The following is a 21,405-nucleotide window of genomic DNA, read 5'->3' on the forward strand; positions in this document are numbered from 1 at the left end:
AGGCAAAGCCATAACCCGGGTTACACTATGCAAAACTCCAGGTAATTTGTCCACCGATTGCTGTCGTTTGTGTGTTGGTATGTCCTGAAAGGGATGTCACAGGAGTAACGAGATTCACCGGCATTTGGTTGAAGAAAGAATGACCAATCCCCACATCATAACCTAAATTCTCTGTGGGTTGAAAATGTGCTCCCACAGCCAGAATCGTTGCACTTCCAACAGGATCTGCGATGCCACGATCCTGATCGTTAGAAGGAGTACTCATAAATTGAATACCACCTCGTAATAACATTTTTGGGGTTGCCTTAAACGTAGCACCAACTGCGTAATCAAAACAGTTGTGGTAATTGAAAGGAATCGTTACTGGAATGGTTACTCCCATAGGCGTTTCGGTATGATCCATTGTTATTTGATTAAACGTTCGCCAATTGGTGTAAAACACCGTGGCCATTCCCGTCCATCGCTGTGTGAAATCATGTTGTAAGCTCAATTGAGCGCGAGCAGGTAAAGCAGCTTTAGTTTGTTGTTGATTGGTTCTGAAGACGCCTTCCCATGGTACATGCACCGTACTATGCCCATTGGTCGTAATCGAGATTTTAGAGTTATAACTCAGCCCTATCCGCGTTTCTGGTGAAAAATCAAATAATAACCCACCATGCCAACCGTATCCCCAACCGCTCAAATGATTTTCGAGTCTTGAATCCAAAGGAAAAGAAATGGGTGGGCCATACATATTATTCAGGGTAAATGCCAAATGTAGTGCATCAAATCCTGCACCTACAGAAAAACGGTCTGTTATTTTCACGCCTACGCTTGGACCAACATCAATCCCCACAACTTGTGAACGCGTGGATGCATAGCGAGCAATCGATGAAGATGAAGAACCATAATTCGTACCCAGCCCAAATGGGGTTGTAAAATTAAAACCAACAGTAATGCGCTTGTTAATTGGCTTAGAATAATAAAACGATGGCATGAACGCCTTAATTTGACTACGTGCTACCCCTGATTGTACGACCGGAAAAGGAAATGGAAATGACGGTGTTACTGCAGTGCCTGTAAAACGTGCCGTACCGAAAATACCTAGTGCATTACCCACAATTTGTTGATGGGCTAGCTTCACCAAACCCGCGGGATTCGTATAACTCGTACTTGCATCACTAGCAGCAGTTGCCCAATCGGCATATGCCACCCCCAAGCTTGCGGTGTTTACAAAAGGCAAACTAAAATCGGAGCTTGCCCAATTGGGTGAAGAAAGACTGAGTACAGAAATCGCAAGGTATAGATGAGACAATTGGCGCACGTTTCACTCCCTTAAATTTTGTCATCCTTTAATAAAGCAATAATCAGTTCAATTTCTTCCGACATAGGTCTGCAATGTTCTATTTTTGGAGAATATTGACGAACAGTGTGATAAATAGATTGAGCCTTTTTACTTGCCTTTTCAATACCACGTAATTCAAGCGCTTGGGTTGCTGCGAGCAGTAAAATAGCGGTAAGGCGCTGCAAATTAGCAACTGACTCTTGTAAATCAAAAGCTGCGTGCGTGCCCAAACTGTTCACGTCTTGATTATCACCCTCAGTCGGTAACGTAAAAGCCTGATGTGTCTGCGCTAATTTGCGATTTTGTACTGCAAGGGCTGCCGACAGAAGCTGCATGGAACGAAATCCATTGTGCTTTTCTGGATTAGGTACTAAATTCACCGGTAAATTCTGATTCTTACGCGGGTGCACTAAATTGGCGAGCAATGCATGTATCCAAGTCGACGCTTGAGCGATATCCATTTTTAACATATCACAAGCATCAGTCACATAATAACCCATAAAATTCGCACTGTGATGAATATTATTCGCAGCGGCATCAATAACAGGATTATCGTTAACGGAATTCATTTCATTTTCTATCCAATGAATAGCGCGTGCCAAATTTTCTTGGAACGGACCAAATCCTTGTGGCACAGAGCGAATAGAATAATAATCTTGCACGGGTTTATAGGCATAATCCTTTGTCCGTAACTCATCTAAATCAGTCAACAATTGGCTTCCTTCCCAGAAATCAATGAAAAATTGATTGATTTCCATTTCACCCTGTTGTTTTTTCAGTTGATGAACCATTGGATGATAAGCACTATTAATCACCAGTAGGGATTCTAATGTCATCGCAATCGCTGCCAACATACGTTTAAATAAATGATGCAAATCATAAATGGCCAGGCTGGCAATCGCGGTCATAAATGACGTGCCATTAATCAAAGCAAGCCCATCGCGCATCACTGGTTTATACGCTTTAAGACCCGCTAATTGAATTGCTTCAGGAGCCAGCATCACTTGATCCTGATAGGTGACTGCGACCCGCTCACCAATAAGTGCTGCTGCAATCATAGACAGAGGAATCAGATCGCCGCTCGCACCAATAGAACCATAACAACGGACAACCGGGGTAATTCCCGCATTGAGAAAGTCTAATAGGGCATTGATTAATTCGGGATGCACACCTGAATACCCTTGCGCCAAGCAATGAGCACGCAACATCATTGTCACACGTACAATATGCGGTGAAACAATGTTGCCTAAGCCGCAAGAAAGAGAACGAATAATGTTTTCTTGTCGCTCATTAATCGAATCATAGTAATCCTGTGTGTCAGTATCTTTGAGTGCTGTATCGATATAACGCACCTGATCACCAAAGTTTGTATTCACGCCATAAATAGGGACTCTTGAATCAACATGAATTTTCAAAAATTGATAGGACGCTTCAATTGCCTCCATCGCCTGTGGTGGTAAAGCCACTGGTGATAAGTAATGCGCCAGTGTTTGAGACGAGGCAATCGTCAATTGACAACCATAGCCGATCGTTACAATAGGTATACCTTTTCTATTCACATCTACAGCATGAGACGTTTGGGAGGTATTGAAAGACTTTAGATGTTCCAACCGTAAACTCCATTTATCATAATAAAAAAATCATCATAGCCTAACTTTTTAAATGTGTCCCTTTTTATAAGAGTTTTCAATAAAATGTTTTATTTCAGAGAAATGATTTAAGGCCTTTAACCTGGGTTACAGCTACGCCTTCACCCAGGCTACAGCCTACCTTAAAATGGCAACTCTAATTTATCATCTAATAAATGCATTTGTTTCTTAAATAATTGTTGGATTTTTTCCAAATAATCTTCATCTTCTGCTTCAAAACGAGCAACCAGACAAGGTGTTGTGTTTGAGGCACGTAATAAGCCCCAACCTTTAGCAAACTCAACGCGCAAACCATCGATGGCAATAACTCGTGCCTGAGGAAACTCTGCCACTTCATTAAAGCGCTTCATAAACTGAAACTTCTCATCATCTGCAATAGCAATTTTCAATTCAGGAGTGTTAATGCTATTAGGAATCGCTGCAAATTGTTCACTAACCGTTAGATTCGCTTCGCTAATAATTTCGAGCAAACGACATGCACTATATAGGGCATCATCAAATCCATACCAGCGATCTTTGAAGAACAAATGTCCGCTCATTTCACCGGCCAGAGCAGCTCCCTCTTCTTTCATCACATGCTTCACGATAGAGTGACCTGTGGGACACATTTTAGGTAACCCACCAGCCTCTTTAATCACAGATTCTAAATGGCTGGAGCATTTCACATCAAAGACTATAGTCGCACCGGGAAGACGAGCCAATAATTCACGAACATAGAGCATCATCAAACGATCAGGCCAAATCATCTCACCATTATTTGTAATTAAACCCAATCGATCTGCATCTCCATCAAAAGCTAGACCTAAGTCTGCTTGATGTTCTGCCACTGCAACTTTTAAATCAGCTAAATTAGCCTCTATGGTTGGATCAGGATGATGATTAGGAAAGTGGCCATCGACATCACAATAAAGCGCTATCACCTCACAACCTAATTCAGTCAGCACTTCAGGGATAATAGGACCTGCAATACCATTCCCGCAGTCAACCACAACTTTCAATGGGCGTTTGATTTCTATATCGCTTAGAATGCGTTGCTTGTATGTAGGTAACACATCAAAAGCGACTTCTTTGCCTTGACCAACAACTCGCTTCCGTTCAGAAACCAACTGATACAAGATATCAATATCTGCTTGCATCAACGTTTTACCCAACAATACCATTTTAATCCCATTGTAATTTGCTGGGTTGTGACTTCCCGTTACCATCAAACCACAGTCAAGACCTTGGGTATGAATTGCAAAATACATCACTGGAGTGGGCACTTCACCTAAATCAGATACATCAATCCCACTATCAAGTAGTCCTTGCTTTAAAGCCGAAGCCATCGCCAAACTAGTAAGACGACCATCACGTGCCAAAAAAATTTGTTGTCGTTTTAAATCACGCAAATGACATGCTAGAGCAAGTCCAATACTATAAAAAGCATGTTCATCTAATTCTTGTCCGATTATGCCGCGAATATCGTAAGCACGAAACACAGAACGGGAAACTTGTTTTTGCTGATATTTCATTTAATGCCTCCCTGAACTGCCAAATCCACCTTCACCTCTGGAGGTTTCGGTAAATGAATCAACCACTTCAAAAGCAGCCTGCACAACGGGAATAAAAACTAATTGAGCGATGCGCTCTCCTGGATTTACGGTGAAATGCTCAATACCTCTATTCCAACAAGAAATCTTCAGTTCGCCTTGATAATCAGAGTCAATTAACCCCACCAAATTACCCAAAACGATGCCATTTTTATGCCCTAAACCAGAACGGGGTAAAATCACTGCCGCCAATTTAGGATCAGCGATATAAATTGATAAGCCTGTAGGGAGTAATACGGTTTCTTGTGGCGCAATTTGCATAGGTTCATTGATACAAACTCGCAAGTCTAATCCTGCCGCACCATGGGTCGCATAAGTAGGTAATGGAATTGTATCGCCGATTCGTGCATCAAGAATTTTTAACTGAATTGCCTGGGTCATAATTTTTCCTATTAATCTCAATGCGCATCATTTTGCAGAGTTGCAGCAATGATTGCAATAAGTTGTCCTGCTAAGCGTGTTTTATGGGTTAAGGGCAATTCGATTTGCTTGTTTTTTGTAATGACAATGACTTGATTCTCTTCACTATCAAACCCAAGTCCTTTTCCTACTGAATTCGCGACAATCATATCTAATTTTTTACGTTGTAACTTTTCAGTAGCATAATGCACAACATCCGTGGTTTCAGCAGCAAATCCAACCACGCAAGAAGCCCGAGTTGAATCAGCAACACGACTTAAAATATCGGGATTTTTTATCAGTTTAAGCGTCATTTCTTCATGATTTTTTTTCTTCATTTTCTCTGACGCAGGCGACTCAACCCGATAATCTGCAACAGCAGCTGTTCCTATAAATATACCACCTGTAGGCATTTCCTGCATTACGGCATCAAGCATTTCTTGTGCAGACTCAACCTGAGTGCGTTTAATTCCAATTGAAGCCTGTAACGAAGTTGGCCCACTAATTAAAGTAACTTGCGCCCCGGCCATCGCCGCAGCTTCAGCCATGGCGTATCCCATCTTGCCAGAACTGTAATTACTGATATAGCGCACTGGGTCCATGGGTTCACGAGTAGGTCCCGCAGTGACGAGCACTTTTTTGCCCACTAATAACTGATGTACATCATATAAACGTAATGCACTCATGATTTGTTGCACATCACTCACACGCCCCAAACCATACTCACCACAGGCTTGCGATCCTTCTTCAGGACCTACAAAAATTACCCCTCTTTCTCGCAAAATCGTACAATTGGCTTGGGTTGCAGGATGATGCCACATGCTATGATTCATAGCAGGGCAAACAAGTACTGGCACTTCTGCAACGAGATATAATGTAGACAGTAAATCATCTGCAATACCTTGAGCCATTTTCGCAATCATGTTTGCAGAAGCAGGAGCAATCACTAAATAATCAGCCCAACGCGCCAGCTCAATGTGTCCCATAGCACGCTCTGCCTGAGCATCAAATAAATCAGTTCGGGTACTGTTGCCTGATAGCGCTTGCATTTGCAAAGGACTCACAAACTCCTGAGCTGATTGTGTCATCACTACGTTGACCTCAGCACCAGCACGAGTTAACTCGCGAATCAAGTATGCTGATTTATACGCAGCAACCCCTCCACACACCCCAAGAAGTACTTTTTTCCCAATAAAATCTTGCATGACTGGTCTTTTTTGATAAGAATAGCTTCGATCAAAGCATAAACTTCGCAATAAAGGAATAGAAAAATGACGGTTGTCCAATCAACACGGCAGTTGAACTTGCGTGAAAAACTGCTCACTTATGGTGCACAAAGCCTCTCAGATACTGAATTACTCGCAATTTTTATCAGCTCTGGTACTCGTAAAAAGTCCTGTGTCCACATAGCATTTGACCTCCTCAAACATTTAGGGGATTTACGAGCGGTTCTTAATGCCGATAAACAACGTTTTAAACAAGTACCTGGTTTAGGCGAAGTTCGCTATGCACAGTTACAAGCAGTTAAAGAAATGTGTCGACGCAGTGATTTCATTCAATTACAAAAAGACACCCAAATCACAAACAGCAAACAAACCTATGCTTATTTAAAAAAGCGTTTGCGCGATTATAAAAATGAAACCTTTGCTGCATTGTTTCTCGATAATCAGCATCGCATCATTGCCTATGAAGAGCTCTTTTCCGGCACAATCAATACAGCAACTATTCACCCTAGACCCATCATAGAGCGGGTCTTACAACTTAATGCAGCAGCCCTCATTCTTGCCCATAATCACCCCTCAGGAATATCCGATGCCAGTCATCAGGATATTGTCGTTACCGAACGTATCCGTGAGGCCTTGGAATTAGTTGATGTTCGTTTACTTGATCATCTCATTATTGGCGATAACGAAGTCTATTCTATTATTGCCGAAAACAAATCGATATGTGCGGAATGAGATTGGGTAAATTCAATCCCCTCACTCGTATATGGGAGAGGTCATCGCAAAGCGACGGGTGAGGGTGCGAAAATTAATAATCGTTCTAACCAAAAAATCAAATGTTCCAATATAATTAAAGTATCCTCACTTACTTCATTTTCCCATGACAAAATTCATCTTAGCGGTACTTTTTTCTCTTAGCATGGGCACTGCTTTCGCCGAAACAGACTATTGCCAACTGGCACGAGACAATTTATACGCTGAAAAAAGTGATTTAATTTCAGTAATCAAAATCAATACCAATAAAACATCACTTTATTCATCTACCGTCGCAACAAGTAAAGATTGCGCCAATTATTCTCCCTTGTTTTCAGTCAAAAACCCTGATGTGATTAAAACACAAGGGGGGTTATGTGCAGTATTGCCTGCTGGCGAAATAAAACCGGGGTTATGTGCCCTGCACTTAACGCTATGTATCTCAGAGAAAGATTGCCAAAATTTGATTATAAAATTAACTACAGAGAATAATCATTATACAAAAGCAGATCCTGCTTATTATGAAATGAGCTTCAAGTAGCTAAAGGCCGCCTTAAACTATTGAGTACCAACGCCCAAATATTTGCAGACATTATTCCTAAAGCAGTAAAAGCATCGCCACAGGCAATCATTATGATTGTCACGGATCCTCCTGACCCATTGGCAGATGTTGCGCGTAAATTGGCTGGACATGATCGAGTCATTAGCACAGGAACTTATCTTGATACACTTCGTTTTCGTTTTCATATTGCCAAACACTTTAATGTCAGCCCAATTGATGTCAATGCACACGTCATTGGGGAACATGGTACTTCATCTGTATTTTTATGGTCCTCAGTGCAAATAGGCGGTAAGCCTTTATCCTCTTTATTGACACAGAATATAGAACAATTTAAGCAACGCATGGAACGCGAGGTAAAATTCGCCAACATTACAATTATTGAAGGAAACAATGCCAGTCAGTATGGAATAGGCATGGTTTGTGCGCGGATTGCAGAAATCATTGTCCGTGATGAACGCGCTGTTATTCCTATTAGCTCATACCACGAGCAATACAAAGTAACATTTTCGTTGCCCAGTGTTCTAGGCCAACAGGGTATAAAAGAAGTTTTTATCCCTGAGATGTCTCCTGCAGAAGAAGATGCTTTACAAAAAGGTGCAGAGGTTTAAAAAAAAGCCTTAATGTTCTAACCCCAGGCACTACAAGTCATCGTCCCTCCGGATTCACATACATTTATACGGGGTAATTTATTTCTATTGCTATTTCATGATCAATTTTTATATAATGCGGGCAATTAATATCAGGATGAGTTTTTGTAGTATGCCGTTTTCAAGTAAATTAAAAGCAGATTATGTTGAAATGATTAATGGGGAATTGGATACCATTCCCATAGAGCGACGAGAGGAATTTAATTTAATTGCTCAAGAATTAGAAAATATTATTAGCTCTGCTTTTTTATTAGTTCTTAAAAGTATTTTTTGTCCCAAAATTACCCTTCCAAAAGCAACGCAGGAACAACTAAGCTACATACGTTATTGTTTTAATACCCCTAAAGATTTTGTGGCGTCTGCTGCGGATTATTCTGAGTATCAACAAATTCTTACGGAAAGAATTACCGCGAAAATAACTGAATTTCGCACGTTCACTGCAAAAGAACAAAAAGAATACCTCGAGTTTCAGAAAGGAAAACATAACTCTTCAGTACCCTCCATAGTTTAAACACATGTGCCTGGGTAAAGCGCAGCGAAACCCAGGTTATTGTTTTTCCATGACGAATACAAATTCTGGGCTACGCTCTAGCAAAATCAAAAGAAATAATTTTAGCAATTTCAGCTTGTTTTAAGGCTAAAGCCAATAGTCGATCAACACCCAAAGCGACACCGCTGCATGCAGGCAATCCATACTCTAACGCCTGCAAAAGATAGTGATCTGCATCCACCGAGGGAAAGCCTTTGTCGCTTCTTAGTTTTTGGTCTTGAGCAAAACGTTTTGCTTGGGCGTCCGCATCGGTCAACTCATGAAAACCGTTTGCTAATTCCACGCCCTGATAATACACTTCAAACCGTTCGGCCACCCCGTCATTAATTTTTGCTAAAGCAGCTTGTGAGGCAGGAAAATTATACACTGCAACTGGCGCATGTTCTTTTCCTAGAAAAGGTTCAACGACATGGCTCATCAGTAAAAATAGATATTGATCTCTATCTTCTTCCTCAGGAGGCAATACATTATCCAAATCAAAACGTACCAAGACTTGACGAAGTTGCGCTATGGTCGCCGCTAATGGATCAATATCACACGCCTCAAGAAAAGCCTGTTGATAGGTTTTTCTAATCATCGATTCAGATTGCATTACCATTTGCAGAAAAAGGTCCATTTCATCCATCAACGCATGATGATCAATGCCCAGTTGATACCACTCTAACAATGTAAATTCTGGATTATGCCAACGTCCTAACTCATCGTCACGAAATACTCGTGCTATTTGAAAAATAGAGCCACTTCCCGCCGCAAGCAAACGCTTCATATGATATTCAGGGGAAGTTTGTAAACAATAGGTTTCGTCACGAAAAGTTGCTTTGATATTACTCAAATAAACATCGGTTGTGCCATAGCGGGCCATAATTGGCGTTTCAACTTCCAGATAACCGCGTTCAGAAAAGAAATGGCGTATTTTGGTTACTAATGCTGCACGTTGGCGCAACAGCTCAATAGGCGCTGAAGGTTGCCACATTTTAATAAAAAATTCCCAATTCAAGACGCGCGGCTTCAGTCATTCGCTCCTGAGACCAAGGCGGCTCCCAAACTAATTCCACAGTACAATCACGCACCCCTTCAACTTTATTAACGGCTTGTTCTACGGTTCCTGGAAAAGTTTGGGCAACAGGACAACCAGGAGTAGTTAACGTCATTTGAATGGCAACGTGGGCTTCATCATCAATGGACACATCATAAATTAAACCCAAATCATAAATATTAACGGGAATTTCAGGGTCATAAACTTCCCTAAGCGCATTAACAATGGCCTCTTTCAATAATTCTGAATCCTGTTTTTTCTTAAAACCAAACATAAAGTACCTACTTTTTTGGTATGTAGTAACGTAGTACATAGCCTGGTTGCTTGCAGCCAGGCTACAATTCTTTCTATTCTGTTTTCACCACGTTACTGTCTTTATTCAACGCCGCTTCCAAGGTATGCCAGGCCAAAGTAGCACATTTTACTCGGGCTGGATAAGCCTTCACTCCGGCAAGAACCAGCAGCTTGTCCATATAGAGCAACTGGCTTTCTTCGTTTTGCGTCAACATATGATGAAAGCGATGGAACATTTCATGTGCTTCCTCTATCGTTTTGCCTTTTATAGAGTCCGTCATCAGAGAAGCCGAAGCTTGAGATATGGCACAACCACATCCTAAAAAGCTTAACTCAGTGATCAAATCTTTTTCGATTTTGGCATAAACAGTTAATTTATCACCGCATAAAGGATTAAAACCATTCGCTTGAACCGTTGCATCTTTCATTTCATAATGATGACGTGGATTGCGATTATGATCGATAATGATTTCCTGATAAAGCTCACGCAGTTCTGCACTCATGCAAATACCTCTTTAACCCGATGCAACGCTTTGATGCACCGATCAATTTCCTCTTTGGTGTTATAAAACGACAAGGAAATTCGTGACGTAGCAGCAACGTTATAAAAATCCATCAATGGCATAGCACAATGATGGCCACTACGCACTGCAATTCCTTCACTATCTAAAATAGTTCCTACGTCATGAGCATGGATTGTTCCATGCACAAAAGAAACAACCGGTACTTTGTGTTGTGCAGTCCCAATAATATTAAAGCCTGCAGCGCGTACCCCGACAGTTGCATACTCTAATAACTCAGTCTCATAAGCAGCAATCGCGTCCAAATCTAAAGACTCTAAATAATCTATAGCAGCACCTAAACCAATCACACCCGCAATATCCGGCGTACCTGCCTCAAATTTATGCGGAAGGGGTGCATATTCTGTTGCATCAAAGGTCACGTAGTTAATCATCTCGCCCCCTCCCTGATAAGGAGACATGGCATTCAAAAGCGCCTCTTTACCCCATAAAACCCCGATACCTGTAGGGCCATATAATTTATGCCCTGAAAATGCATAAAAATCACACCCTAAATCTTGTACATCTATAGGCAGGTGAGGAGCAGCTTGTGCGCCATCAAGTAATACTTCGGCACCATACTCATGAGCCATCTTAATCATTTCTTTTACAGGATTAATCGTCCCTAAGGCATTAGAAACATGCGAAATTGCAACAAATTTTGTATTTTTATTTAATTTTTTGGCAAACTCTTCTAATAAAACTTCACCATCAAGAGAAATAGGTGCAACCTGCAGTTTAGCTCCTGTTTTTTTGCACACCATCTGCCAAGGAACAATATTGGAATGATGTTCCATATGGGTAATTAAAATTTCTTCATCAGGTAAAATACGTGGTGCGACCAAACTTTGCGCGACCAAATTAATTGCCTCTGTGGTGCCGCGAACAAAAATACACTCCTGTGGTGCATTGGCATTAATAAAGCGTTTTACTTTAGAACGAGCCGCTTCAAAATGCTCTGTTGCTCTGACACTTAAGGTATGCACACCACGATGGACATTCGAATTATCATGCTCATAATAACGAGACATCGCCTCAATCACTGCTTTAGGCTTTTGCGCCGTTGCAGCATTATCAAAATAAATTAAATCAAAATCGTTTATTTTCTGATTGAGTACAGGGAACTCTTTACGAATTGCTTGAATATCCAAAGCGTCCATTAGCTTATCCCAACTGTTGTGTTAATAAATGCCCCATGTAATCTGCCAATTGCCTATGGGGAATAAGTCGCAAATTATCACTAGCAAAAGCATGGATTAAATAGTGTGATGCCTCAAGTCTATCTATTCCACGGGTTGCTAAATAAAATAATGCGTCCTCATCCAATTGTCCAACTGTCGCCCCATGCGAACACAATACATCATCAGCAAAAATCTCTAGCTGCGGCTTGGTATCTATTTCTGCATTTGCTGAAAGCAACAGGTTTTTATTTTGTTGTTTGGCATCCGTATGTTGTGCATCTTTCGCAACAATCACCTTACCATTAAATACTGCACGCGAACGACCGGTGAGGATACCTTTATAATCCTGCTCGCTGCTGCAATAAGGTACTAGATGCTGTACCGTTGTATGATGGTCAACATGTTGTCCATCAGCAGGAGCATAAATCCCATTCATCATGGAGTGTGCTTTTTCTTCTTGCAAATACAAACTAATATCGGAACGCACCCATTGCCCACCAAGGCTTAGAGAATGATTAGCAAACTCACTGCCAGCTAGTTGTTGTACAGATAAATGACCAAAGTGAAAAGCGGACTTACTCTCTCTTTGAATCGTACAATGTGTTAATTTTGCTCCGGTACCAACCACCACCTCAGTGATTTTATTAGTCAAATAGCAACAATCAGCCAAACCTTGATAATCTTCAATGATTGTCGCTTGGCTGTTTGCTTCGGCAATAATCAAATGGCGCAAATAAACCGCTTGATTCATGCGGTCTTGTATATGGGTTAGCGCGATAGGCTCTTCAATAACGACTCCTGCGGGAATATAAACCAACACGCCGCTGTGAATCATCGCTGTATTTAAATAATGAAAACCATGCTCTTGTTTTAAAATAGTACCTAAATAGGGTTTCAACAACTCAGGATACTGAGCTAACGCTATGGATAAAGGAAGGACTAATACGCCCTTAGGTAGTGCTTTAGCCAGCTGCTCCTCACCGGATATACATCCGTTTTGGATCAATAAATTCTGCTTTATTGGCAAATCAAAGTATGCTTTCTCATCAAATGCCGCAGTCACAGAATCTTGAGAGCGCTCTACAACATCAGCACGCATAAAGGGTTGATTTAATAAAGCATCAACACTGGTATATTTCCAATTTTCATCATGCCGTGTTGGAAAACCATGCCGACTCAGATCCATTAATGCTTTAGTTTGCAACTGGGCAAGCCAAGGCAAGCTAGAAACACTGGCTTTTGCCCGTTGTTGGTAAAAATCCACAATCTCGCTCATCACTACACCGTTTCCTCAAGCCAGCTATACCCTTTTTTCTCTAATTCAAGTGCTAATGATTTATCGCCGGACATAATAATACGGCCATTGACCAACACATGAATAAAATCTGGCTCAATGTAATCAAGCAACCGCTGATAATGCGTTACTAAAATAATAGAACGTTCTGGGGAACGCATCGCATTAACACCCTGAGAAATAATACGTAATGCATCAATATCCAAGCCTGAATCAGTTTCATCAAGGATAGCAAGCTTTGGTTCCAGTGCAGCCATCTGTAAAATTTCATTACGCTTTTTCTCACCGCCAGAAAACCCTTCGTTAATACTGCGGTATAAAAAGCTTTCATCCATTTCCAGTAACTGACATTTCTCGCGAATGAAACTCAGAAACTCAATCGCATCTAATGTATTTTTCCCCTGGCCTTTACGTACTGCATTAACAGACGCCTTGAGAAAGTTAACGTTGGTAACACCTGGTATTTCTACAGGATATTGAAACGATAAAAAGACACCCGCACGCGCTCGCTCTTCAGGCGCTAAGGGTGATAAGTCTTTGCCTAGATAGCTGATTTCTCCACCAGTCATGCGATAAGAAGGATGACCAGCTAATACTTTAGACAGAGTACTTTTTCCCGAACCATTAGGCCCCATAATGGCATGAACTTCACCCGCATTTACTTGAAGATTAATGCCTTTTAAAATGGCTTGCTCATTTACTTCAACATTTAAGTCTTTAATTTCTAACATATTAGCCTACTGCCCCTTCTAAACTCAGACCTAGCAATTTAGTTGCTTCCACCGCAAACTCCATAGGTAATTCTTTTAATACCTGTTTACAAAAACCATTTACAATCATCGACACAGCATCCTCTGTATCAATTCCTCGTTGCTGGCAATAAAACAATTGCTCTTCGCTGATCTTTGAAGTCGTTGCCTCATGTTCTACTTGTGCTGTAGGGTTTTTGACCTCTATATACGGAAAAGTATGTGCAGAACATTCAGAACCCATAAGCATAGAATCACATTGAGTGTAATTACGCGCATTTGTCGCTGTTGGTGCAATACGCACCAAACCACGATAAGCATTATGTGCACGTCCCGCACTGATTCCTTTGGAAATAATGGTTGAACGCGTGTTTTTACCAATATGAACCATTTTCGTGCCTGTATCAGCTTGTTGATAGTTATTGGTTAAAGCAACAGAGTAAAATTCGCCCACGGAATCATCCCCTTGTAAAATCACACTAGGATATTTCCAAGTAATCGCCGAACCTGTTTCAATTTGCGTCCAGGAGATTTTAGACCGTTTACCACGGCACGCCCCACGCTTAGTCACAAAATTATAAATACCCCCTTTTCCTTCCTTATCACCAGGATACCAATTTTGGACTGTGGAATATTTAATTTGCGCCCCATCCAAAGCAACCAGCTCGACCACTGCGGCATGCAATTGATTTTCATCGCGCATAGGTGCGGTACACCCTTCAAGATAAGAAACGTAACTGTCCACATCCGCAACAATCAAGGTACGTTCGAATTGCCCTGTAGACGCCGCATTAATACGGAAATAAGTAGATAGCTCCATAGGACAACGTACCCCTTTGGGTATGTAAACAAAAGAGCCATCACTAAAAACAGCAGAATTCAAAGCTGCATAAAAATTATCACGATAAGGTACTACTGAACCCAAATATTGCATGACCAATTCAGGGTATTTATGTACTGCCTCAGAAATAGGACAAAAAATGACGCCTTTTTCAGCGAGTTTGGCTTTAAATGTCGTAGCGACAGAAACGCTATCAAACACAGCATCTACGGCAACACCTGCCAGCATTTCTTGTTCCCTTAAAGGAATGCCCAATTTCTCATATGTTCTTAGTAATTCGGGGTCCACTTCATCCAGACTTTTGGGTGCATCTTTTTTCATTTTAGGCGCTGAATAATAAGAAAGTGCCTGATAATCCACTGGTGGATAATGCACACTGGACCATTGGGGAGGAGACATGGTTAACCAATGCCTATAAGCTTTTAAACGCCACTCAAGTAAAAACTCTGGTTCACCCTTCACTGCGGATAAACGGCGAATTACCTCTTCATCCAGCCCGGGCTCAAAAGTATCTACTTCAATGTCCGTTGTAAACCCATGTTGATATTCTCTATCGAGCAGAGAATTAATTTGCTCACTGCTTTTAGCCACGATTAACTCCACTTGCCAATTGTCGAACTCGCTCCACATCATGTGCTTGTAACGTTGGTTTAGCCAGAGTCGCTAAACTGACACTATCCAAAGCCGTTTCAATTGCTTGGCTAATCAATCGCCAATTACCCTGAATCGTACAAACATCTTGTAACGAACACTCATTAGGTTGTAAACGACACTCTGTGAAACCACGATGTTCTTCCAATGCAAAAATTATTTGCGACACTGAAATCTCAGTTGCAGGTCGTCGCAATCGATATCCTCCAGTCACTCCACGCACCGAAGTTAACAAACCTGCGCTCGTCAAACGTTTTAAAATTTTACTTACCGTAGGTACAGTCAGATGAGTATGTAATGCAATATCACGAGCATTACATAATTCTTGCGCGTGTCTGGCGAGATAAACCATCACAACTGTTCCATAATCGGCCAACTTGCTGATGCGCAGCATAACACCTCAAAATCGAATAATCTAGTACTAAATAAGTCTTAATTAGAGACAAAAAACCGGCTTAATTACTTTTTTATCTATATTATAAATATAGTACCAAATTAGTTCTATATCTGGCAAACACGAATAGTACCTTATTGTTAAGGAATGATGCAAATAAATTATTCAGACTCAGTCTTAAAGTGTGGCCTAGGTTCGGCATGAACAGGGCTGAATTTGCTGTAGGTTGGGCCTTGGCCCAACATTTCCTTAAATGCAAATATACTATAGTCTTTTGTTGGGCCAAGGCCCAACCTACATTTTATTTATTCAGCTCATTATCCATGTAAGAGATTCCCATATCATCGAGCGTGATCACTTGAACTCTGCGCGTTATATAACGTATCATCTTCTTTTTACATTAGAGTGTTTGCACTACGATTTCATGCTTGAATCAAGACCCATTAGGAGCACGACCATGACAGTTGCGCATTATCCAGCCTCACTGGTCAGCAGTCACCTTGTAAATTCGGGATCCATGCTTGCCCCGCAAGGTTACTATCGCTCAAAATTATTCATTGCTCCATTTTCTAATAATGCCTTGGTTGCTGCAGCAGGCCCTCTATTATCGCTATTAGAGCGGCTTTGTCTTAGTCCGTCACTCCCTGCTATTGAGAATATCAGAGACAACATTGAGCATGAATTACTTGCTTTTCAAAGCAAAATGGATGCATCGAAATATCCTGCGGACTTTGCTGCGATTGCCTATTATTTAATGTCAGCAACCATAGACGAAATAATTGGTAAAAACTACATGCGCGTCTATCAAATTAGCGCTGAATTTAAAGCATTTACCCCACTAACGAATGATGATGCGCAACCGCAACATCGTTTTTTTGAAATCCTTAATTACATTAAGGAGCGGCCAAATCAATACCTAGACCTTATTGAGTTGGTTTATTTTTTCCTGATTGTAGGTTTTGAAGGCCATTATCATCTCAAGGCTGATGGACGACAGGCTTTAGATAATTACATTGAGGACCTTTATCAAATAATCCAACAAAATCGGTTTAATCAACCACGCCGCTTATTTAATGAAAACCCGATACCCCAAATAGTTAAAAAAAATTATAAAGCCGTCATAATAACGCTGATTTCTGCGGTTGCTGTAGTAGCACTTGCTTTTTTTACTAGCCAATATTTATTGGAGAATAAAGCAAAAACCGTTTTATTTGGACATACCCAACTTGCTCTTCTGGATAGCTAATGGACAACTCGTTACGCGCATTATGTGATGCTATAAAAAAAATACTTTCACAATTAAAACCACAAAGCAATCCACTGTCTTTTGTAGTAATTACCGGTAGAAACGCCCAAGGTAAATCGGCCATATTAAAACAAAGCAATATGGAAGAAATACCCGTTTTCAGCGAGCAACATGCAAAAATTTATTTCAACCAGAAAGGCATCATCATTGAGCTTGGCGAAAGCTGGCTGACCAACAGCAAAACCTTATTACAAGCTACGCTGAAGCAATTAAACCGCTGCAACGCCCATCTAAAAATTACTGGCCTTGTTTTATGCATTGATGTAAACGAATTACTTATTGCCGATTCAGGACAATTTGCAGAACATAAAAAAGCACATCTGCAATTGTTAGAACGATTTGGAGCCAATCTAGGTTACTCCGTCAATCTTGCATTAATATTTACCAAAATGGATACCCTCGCAGGCTTCACCGAATTTTATCAAGCAGACCATGCAACGGATTTATCGAAACCTCTAGGGTTTTCACTCGATTGTAGAAATGAGCTAAAGAAAAAAATAGAAGCCTATTCATTACAATTCAACCAACTTATAGAACAAATTGGTCAGCAAGTAATTAATAAAATGCACCCTGCTCGCTCAACCATGAGACGCAGTTTAATTCGGGAGTTTCCATTGCAGGTGGCGAGTTTACGAGCCCCTATTCAAGCATTAATCCAAGGGATCTCTCCTAAGCTCTTTAATTTACATTCCGTTTATTTTAGCAGTGCAGAGCAAGGCGGCGTGAGCATTGATCGCCTAAATAAAAAAATTCAACATGAATACGCCTTAATCGTGCAAGATACCTTCCCTCAAGCTACAAATTTCAGGGCTTATTTTGTTGAAGGCGCATTAAGAACTATTCAGGAACACTGCAGCCAGGTCCCGCAGACTAGACGATTTTCGCAAAAACCCATTATTGCCGCGACTGCAAGTATTGCCGGTATCAGTTTACTCCTCTTAAGCTACAACCATTACAAAACAGCGCATCTCCTGGATGCAGCAAGTAAAGAGTTACTGGCTTACGATATCCTCAAGAGTCAAAAAAATAAAGAAAAGCAGGCGCTTTATCATTTATCTAATGCCGCCAAAACAATGAATAACATTCCGAGCAACTCCTTATCACTGCCCACAGTACACCAATTAAAATCTAACTTGCACCACAATGCCCAAAATCGCCTGCATGGTGAGTTTTTACCTTCATTAACTTATGAATTAGAAGAGGTAATCAATAATCCAGGGAATACACCTATTGTGCGCTATAACGCGTTGAAAATTTACTTGATGCTTAGCCAGCCAGAACACTTTTCAGCAATGCAAGTACAAGATTGGTTTGCCGCACAATGGAAAAATCAACCGGAACCTGCTTTAAAGAAACAATTAGCACTGCTTAAACTTCTGTTAAGTAAACCTCCTAAAAATATCATTGTGAAGCAACAGATAATTAGTGATGCCAGAAACTATTTAAATGCATTACCCAGCAGTTATCTCTATTACTCCATCGCCAAAGAGTTTTTCCCGACGGCAAAACAAAAAATTGAGGTTAATGGTTTTGTATTGGCAACCAGCGAGCTGCCCGTTTACTTTACCCGCGCAGGCTTTAATGACGTGATGCAAAGGATTCCTGATATTAGCCATAGCCTACAACAGGAAAACTGGATACTTGCACGCAATGATTCAGTTCAGTTACAGGAAATGATAACTCAAGCGTATTGCTTTGATTATGTTACCTGGTGGCAAACATTCATGCGTAAATCGCAACCGTTACATTACCAGGATTATCAAGCAGGACGACAAATAGTTAAAAACGTTGAGCAATCTCATGCGCTGAGTAAAATAATCAGCTTAATTCAACAAGAAACTAAAGCAGATCTATCCAATAACGCATCCCCCTTTAATCATTCTATAGCCAATCAGTTTACTGATTTAAACTTAATGAGTCATTCCAGTACTAAAGAACTTGATCTAAAAATCGTTGATTTAGAACGCTTTATTTCAACTTTATCTATGATAAATGATGGTGGTAAAACTGCGTTTAATATTATTAGAACACGCTTTGCCAGTGATAGTGCGTCCGATCCAGTCAGTTTGCTTTACAACCAAGCACGACAATTACCTGAGCCATTAAGTACCTGGACAAAACAATTAGCAAGCGACACCTGGAGCATTTTAATCAAAGACAGCCGTCAATATATCAACCAACAATGGCAACAAACTGTTTATAGAGAATTCCAAACCACTATTGCCAAACGCTATCCTTTTGACACATCACAACCAGAAGAAATAGCAATTAATGATTTTAATCATTTCTTTTCTACTCATGGTGCATTGAACACATTTACTGAAAATTTTGTGAAACCCTTTTTAGATGTATCCAGTGCAGAATGGAAACCTAAAGCAGTCAATGATTCGGTATTACCCATCGCGACAGAAACATTAGATGCACTCATACGAGCCAATATTATTACCAATATGTTCTTCCCTGATCATGGTGAAGAAAGCAAAATTGATTTTAGTTTACAAAAAATCAGCCTTGACCCCGTAGTCGCTAATCTAGAACTTCAAATTGGCAGTATCAAATTAACAGACAATCAAGGAAGTGATTCTCTAACCCGGTTTACCTGGCCACTACCTAATGCAAAACTTGCACTGGATTCCATTGAAGGCAATCATTATGAGCTTGCAGAACAAGGAGCCTGGGCCTTATTTAAACTGCTAGAAAAAGTAAATGTTCTGGTTGATGAGCAAGACAGCTCCAACTTGCAAATTCTCTTTGAAATTAACAGTAATTCAGGACGTTACTTATTAAAAACAAATAATCAAGTAAATCCCTTCACTCCAGGAATATTGAATGGCTTTACATTGCGTGACTCTATAGTCTAGCTTTACAGGAGGTATGCTTGAATCTTGACCAAAGGTTCAAGCATGAGCAAATACCTTCAAAACGCACTCGTTAACCATTTATTTCTAATCGCATCGAAGCGGATTATTGCGGAACGCTTTTAAAAGCAATTGCTTCATGAATCAGTGTTTTTGCATTGGATTTTTCAAGACTTTTATCCCACTTAGGGTATACTCTCATATATTCTTCTAAAAGATCAAACCCGATATTGCCACAAAGATAACTCTTGGTAGCATGTAAAACCGATACTTTATCTGCATATAGTTGCATCCTTGGATATTTTTCCTTTTGCTGCTTGCAATGTATTATTTCCTCGTCAATACGACTCACTAAGGCCTGGAGTTGAATTGAAACTTCTGACTTCGTAATTTTTTTTTGCAGCGCGTGCGCAGAAGCAACGAAACGTTCACCCCCATCTTTTTGATGCTCAAACATAATCAACTCCCTATGATTTAGATAAAGTAGGAATTAGCTACCTTGGATTTTAGGCTATCCTATTTTCATGAGCCTGCATTTTAAAAGCGTCCAATTTTTTAATTATAGCTAAAATTTTAGCAACAAAGAGGCAGATTTATTTGAATTCATATATACTCTTAATCTCTACTGAATAAGAAAGGTCAATGCTATGCGTACGTTTATTTCCTATTTGCTTATTACATTATTAAGTTTTGGACTGTTTATTAACGAAGCCTCTGCCAAACGTTTTGGTGCAGGCAGAAGTTTTGGTATACAGCGCTCACAAAGTGCTCTGTCCCCGAATAAAGTACAGAAATCCAGTGTTATGGGGCAAAGCACAAAAAATCCAAGCAGATGGGGTGGAATACTCAGTGGTTTATTAATTGGCGGCTTGCTTACCAGTTTATTTATGGGACATGGTCTTGGTACCGGGATCCTAACATGGTTAATTTTAGGAGCGGCCATTTTCTTTATTGTCGGTTTTTTCCGCAAAAGAATGCAACCTGGTTTTCAATCAGGACAAGGGCAAAACCGCTCATTTAACCAAAGTCCTTTTAGTAACTTTAACCAGTCATTCAATAGCAGCTCCATGGGTGCTTCTGGTAATGCCGATAATGACGTTGCCGAATATCCTGCAGGCTTTGTACCAGAAACCTTTTTGCGTGAAGCCAAGGTGACATTTAATCGCTTGCAAGCGGCGTACGATCAAAAAAATCTTCAGGATTTGGGCGAATTCACCGCACCTGAAGTATTTGCAGAAATCAAAATGCAACTGGATGAGCGGGGTGATGCACCCAATAAAACAGACGTCATCACTTTAGAGGCCGAATTACTAGATGTTTCAAGACAATCTAATTCTCTAATTGCGAGCGTTCGATTTACTGGCTCTATTAAAGAAAATGATGAGCCTATAAGTCAGCTTGATGAAATTTGGCATTTTCGTCAATTCTCTAATAGCCCTCAATGGGTTGTCGGCGGAATCCAACAAGACGTATTTCAACCTTAACCTGTGTAGTGTAAGCTGGGCTGTTAAGCCCAGCGCACATTTATTCAGTTATTTTGCCTCT

The 21,405-nt window shown here is 40.6% G+C and carries 21 protein-coding genes and 1 pseudogene; 8 read left to right on the plus strand and 14 right to left on the minus strand.

Annotated features, from left to right (window positions below; translation table 11 throughout):
- Positions 1-25: 25 nt before the first annotated feature.
- The 5 genes from BGO44_RS17560 to coaBC all read right to left on the minus strand — a co-directional run bounded on the left by BGO44_RS17560 (position 26) and on the right by coaBC (position 6,166).
- Positions 26-1,303 (minus strand): OmpP1/FadL family transporter, encoded by a 1,278-nt coding sequence (locus BGO44_RS17560; protein ID WP_058510517.1) that lies wholly within the window; start codon positions 1,301-1,303, stop codon positions 26-28.
- A gap of 11 nt (positions 1,304-1,314) precedes the next feature.
- Complete coding sequence (locus BGO44_RS17565) at positions 1,315-2,934, minus strand: HAL/PAL/TAL family ammonia-lyase (RefSeq protein ID WP_058510518.1); 1,620 nt, start codon at positions 2,932-2,934, stop codon at positions 1,315-1,317.
- A gap of 161 nt (positions 2,935-3,095) precedes the next feature.
- Positions 3,096-4,484: a phosphomannomutase/phosphoglucomutase gene (locus BGO44_RS17570; protein ID WP_058510519.1), complete on the minus strand. Its 1,389-nt coding sequence runs from the start codon at positions 4,482-4,484 to the stop codon at positions 3,096-3,098.
- Complete coding sequence (gene dut / locus BGO44_RS17575) at positions 4,485-4,943, minus strand: dUTP diphosphatase (protein ID WP_058510520.1); 459 nt, start codon at positions 4,941-4,943, stop codon at positions 4,485-4,487.
- Between the two features lie 17 nt (positions 4,944-4,960).
- Positions 4,961-6,166, minus strand: coding sequence for a bifunctional phosphopantothenoylcysteine decarboxylase/phosphopantothenate--cysteine ligase CoaBC (gene coaBC / locus BGO44_RS17580; protein WP_273199211.1), 1,206 nt, complete (start codon positions 6,164-6,166; stop codon positions 4,961-4,963).
- Between the two features lie 66 nt (positions 6,167-6,232).
- On the opposite strand from coaBC, the gene radC reads away from it, so the two are divergent.
- From radC to BGO44_RS17605, 5 genes and pseudogenes are all read left to right on the plus strand, one after another.
- The gene (gene radC, locus BGO44_RS17585; protein ID WP_058510522.1) at positions 6,233-6,919 is read left to right on the plus strand and encodes a RadC family protein; all 687 of its coding nucleotides are present in this window, start codon (positions 6,233-6,235) and stop codon (positions 6,917-6,919) included.
- A 145-nt stretch (positions 6,920-7,064) separates the two neighbouring features.
- Positions 7,065-7,478, plus strand: a complete 414-nt coding sequence (locus tag BGO44_RS17590) for a hypothetical protein (RefSeq protein WP_058510523.1) — start codon at positions 7,065-7,067, stop codon at positions 7,476-7,478.
- A 17-nt stretch (positions 7,479-7,495) separates the two neighbouring features.
- A pseudogene (locus tag BGO44_RS17595) lies at positions 7,496-7,621 on the plus strand (lactate/malate family dehydrogenase); the annotation flags it as partial.
- A complete protein-coding gene (locus BGO44_RS17600) occupies positions 7,619-8,107 on the plus strand; it encodes a Rossmann-fold NAD(P)-binding domain-containing protein (RefSeq protein ID WP_272947125.1) in 489 nt (162 codons plus the stop codon). The pseudogene BGO44_RS17595 and the gene BGO44_RS17600, both read left to right, overlap by 3 nt.
- A gap of 151 nt (positions 8,108-8,258) precedes the next feature.
- The gene (locus tag BGO44_RS17605; protein ID WP_058510525.1) at positions 8,259-8,657 is read left to right on the plus strand and encodes a hypothetical protein; all 399 of its coding nucleotides are present in this window, start codon (positions 8,259-8,261) and stop codon (positions 8,655-8,657) included.
- Between the two features lie 70 nt (positions 8,658-8,727).
- Here the strand turns inward: BGO44_RS17605 and epmA are convergent, their stop codons facing one another.
- The 8 genes from epmA to BGO44_RS17645 form a co-directional block, all read right to left on the minus strand.
- Positions 8,728-9,669, minus strand: coding sequence for an elongation factor P--(R)-beta-lysine ligase (epmA, locus tag BGO44_RS17610; RefSeq protein WP_058511689.1), 942 nt, complete (start codon positions 9,667-9,669; stop codon positions 8,728-8,730).
- 1 nt (position 9,670) lies between these two features.
- Positions 9,671-10,006: an SUF system Fe-S cluster assembly protein gene (locus BGO44_RS17615; protein WP_058510526.1), complete on the minus strand. Its 336-nt coding sequence runs from the start codon at positions 10,004-10,006 to the stop codon at positions 9,671-9,673.
- Positions 10,007-10,079: 73 nt separating this feature from the next.
- Positions 10,080-10,529 (minus strand): Fe-S cluster assembly sulfur transfer protein SufU, encoded by a 450-nt coding sequence (gene sufU / locus BGO44_RS17620; protein ID WP_273199215.1) that lies wholly within the window; start codon positions 10,527-10,529, stop codon positions 10,080-10,082.
- Entirely contained in the window at positions 10,526-11,746 is a 1,221-nt protein-coding gene (locus BGO44_RS17625) for an aminotransferase class V-fold PLP-dependent enzyme (RefSeq protein ID WP_058510528.1), read from the minus strand. Before BGO44_RS17625 ends, sufU begins: the two co-directional genes overlap by 4 nt.
- Before the next feature lie 4 nt (positions 11,747-11,750).
- Positions 11,751-13,043, minus strand: a complete 1,293-nt coding sequence (gene sufD, locus BGO44_RS17630; protein ID WP_273199217.1) for a Fe-S cluster assembly protein SufD — start codon at positions 13,041-13,043, stop codon at positions 11,751-11,753.
- Positions 13,044-13,045: 2 nt separating this feature from the next.
- Positions 13,046-13,792 carry a Fe-S cluster assembly ATPase SufC gene (gene sufC / locus BGO44_RS17635; RefSeq protein ID WP_058510530.1) on the minus strand — a complete coding sequence of 249 codons (747 nt, stop codon included), beginning with the start codon at positions 13,790-13,792 and terminating at the stop codon, positions 13,046-13,048.
- A 1-nt stretch (position 13,793) separates the two neighbouring features.
- Complete coding sequence (sufB, locus tag BGO44_RS17640) at positions 13,794-15,242, minus strand: Fe-S cluster assembly protein SufB (RefSeq protein ID WP_058510531.1); 1,449 nt, start codon at positions 15,240-15,242, stop codon at positions 13,794-13,796.
- Positions 15,235-15,696, minus strand: coding sequence for an SUF system Fe-S cluster assembly regulator (locus tag BGO44_RS17645; protein ID WP_058510532.1), 462 nt, complete (start codon positions 15,694-15,696; stop codon positions 15,235-15,237). Before BGO44_RS17645 ends, sufB begins: the two co-directional genes overlap by 8 nt.
- Positions 15,697-16,153: 457 nt before the next feature.
- Here BGO44_RS17645 and icmH point away from each other — a divergent pair, with 457 nt between their 5' ends.
- Positions 16,154-16,942 carry a type IVB secretion system protein IcmH/DotU gene (gene icmH, locus BGO44_RS17650; protein WP_058510533.1) on the plus strand — a complete coding sequence of 263 codons (789 nt, stop codon included), beginning with the start codon at positions 16,154-16,156 and terminating at the stop codon, positions 16,940-16,942.
- Positions 16,942-19,863: a type IVB secretion system protein IcmF gene (icmF, locus tag BGO44_RS17655; RefSeq protein ID WP_273199219.1), complete on the plus strand. Its 2,922-nt coding sequence runs from the start codon at positions 16,942-16,944 to the stop codon at positions 19,861-19,863. Before icmH ends, icmF begins: the two co-directional genes overlap by 1 nt.
- 103 nt (positions 19,864-19,966) lie before the next feature.
- On the opposite strand, the gene BGO44_RS17660 is transcribed toward icmF, so the two are convergent.
- A complete protein-coding gene (locus BGO44_RS17660; protein ID WP_273199221.1) occupies positions 19,967-20,317 on the minus strand; it encodes a hypothetical protein in 351 nt (116 codons plus the stop codon).
- A gap of 190 nt (positions 20,318-20,507) precedes the next feature.
- Here BGO44_RS17660 and BGO44_RS17665 point away from each other — a divergent pair, with 190 nt between their 5' ends.
- On the plus strand, positions 20,508-21,344 hold the full coding sequence (locus BGO44_RS17665; protein WP_273199222.1) for a Tim44 domain-containing protein: 837 nt from the start codon (positions 20,508-20,510) through the stop codon (positions 21,342-21,344).
- Positions 21,345-21,405 lie beyond the last annotated feature (61 nt).

The sequence above is a fragment of the Legionella sp. 39-23 genome, assembly GCF_001897665.1.
Classification (GTDB): Bacteria; Pseudomonadota; Gammaproteobacteria; order Legionellales; family Legionellaceae; genus Legionella; species Legionella steelei.

What these genes read in the sequence shown, in the direction of transcription:
- BGO44_RS17570 (WP_058510519.1), bottom strand. Translation starts at nt 4,484, where the DNA reads ATGAAATATCAGCAAAAACAAGTTTCCCGTTCTGTGTTTCGTGCTTAC.
- dut (WP_058510520.1), bottom strand. Translation starts at nt 4,943, where the DNA reads ATGACCCAGGCAATTCAGTTAAAAATTCTTGATGCACGAATCGGCGAT.
- coaBC (WP_273199211.1), bottom strand. Translation starts at nt 6,166, where the DNA reads ATGCAAGATTTTATTGGGAAAAAAGTACTTCTTGGGGTGTGTGGAGGG.
- radC (WP_058510522.1), top strand. Translation starts at nt 6,233, where the DNA reads ATGACGGTTGTCCAATCAACACGGCAGTTGAACTTGCGTGAAAAACTG.
- BGO44_RS17590 (WP_058510523.1), top strand. Translation starts at nt 7,065, where the DNA reads ATGACAAAATTCATCTTAGCGGTACTTTTTTCTCTTAGCATGGGCACT.
- BGO44_RS17605 (WP_058510525.1), top strand. Translation starts at nt 8,259, where the DNA reads ATGCCGTTTTCAAGTAAATTAAAAGCAGATTATGTTGAAATGATTAAT.
- epmA (WP_058511689.1), bottom strand. Translation starts at nt 9,669, where the DNA reads ATGTGGCAACCTTCAGCGCCTATTGAGCTGTTGCGCCAACGTGCAGCA.
- BGO44_RS17615 (WP_058510526.1), bottom strand. Translation starts at nt 10,006, where the DNA reads ATGTTTGGTTTTAAGAAAAAACAGGATTCAGAATTATTGAAAGAGGCC.
- sufU (WP_273199215.1), bottom strand. Translation starts at nt 10,529, where the DNA reads ATGAGTGCAGAACTGCGTGAGCTTTATCAGGAAATCATTATCGATCAT.
- BGO44_RS17625 (WP_058510528.1), bottom strand. Translation starts at nt 11,746, where the DNA reads ATGGACGCTTTGGATATTCAAGCAATTCGTAAAGAGTTCCCTGTACTC.
- sufD (WP_273199217.1), bottom strand. Translation starts at nt 13,043, where the DNA reads ATGAGCGAGATTGTGGATTTTTACCAACAACGGGCAAAAGCCAGTGTT.
- sufC (WP_058510530.1), bottom strand. Translation starts at nt 13,792, where the DNA reads ATGTTAGAAATTAAAGACTTAAATGTTGAAGTAAATGAGCAAGCCATT.
- BGO44_RS17645 (WP_058510532.1), bottom strand. Translation starts at nt 15,696, where the DNA reads ATGCTGCGCATCAGCAAGTTGGCCGATTATGGAACAGTTGTGATGGTT.
- icmH (WP_058510533.1), top strand. Translation starts at nt 16,154, where the DNA reads ATGACAGTTGCGCATTATCCAGCCTCACTGGTCAGCAGTCACCTTGTA.
- icmF (WP_273199219.1), top strand. Translation starts at nt 16,942, where the DNA reads ATGGACAACTCGTTACGCGCATTATGTGATGCTATAAAAAAAATACTT.
- BGO44_RS17660 (WP_273199221.1), bottom strand. Translation starts at nt 20,317, where the DNA reads ATGTTTGAGCATCAAAAAGATGGGGGTGAACGTTTCGTTGCTTCTGCG.
- BGO44_RS17665 (WP_273199222.1), top strand. Translation starts at nt 20,508, where the DNA reads ATGCGTACGTTTATTTCCTATTTGCTTATTACATTATTAAGTTTTGGA.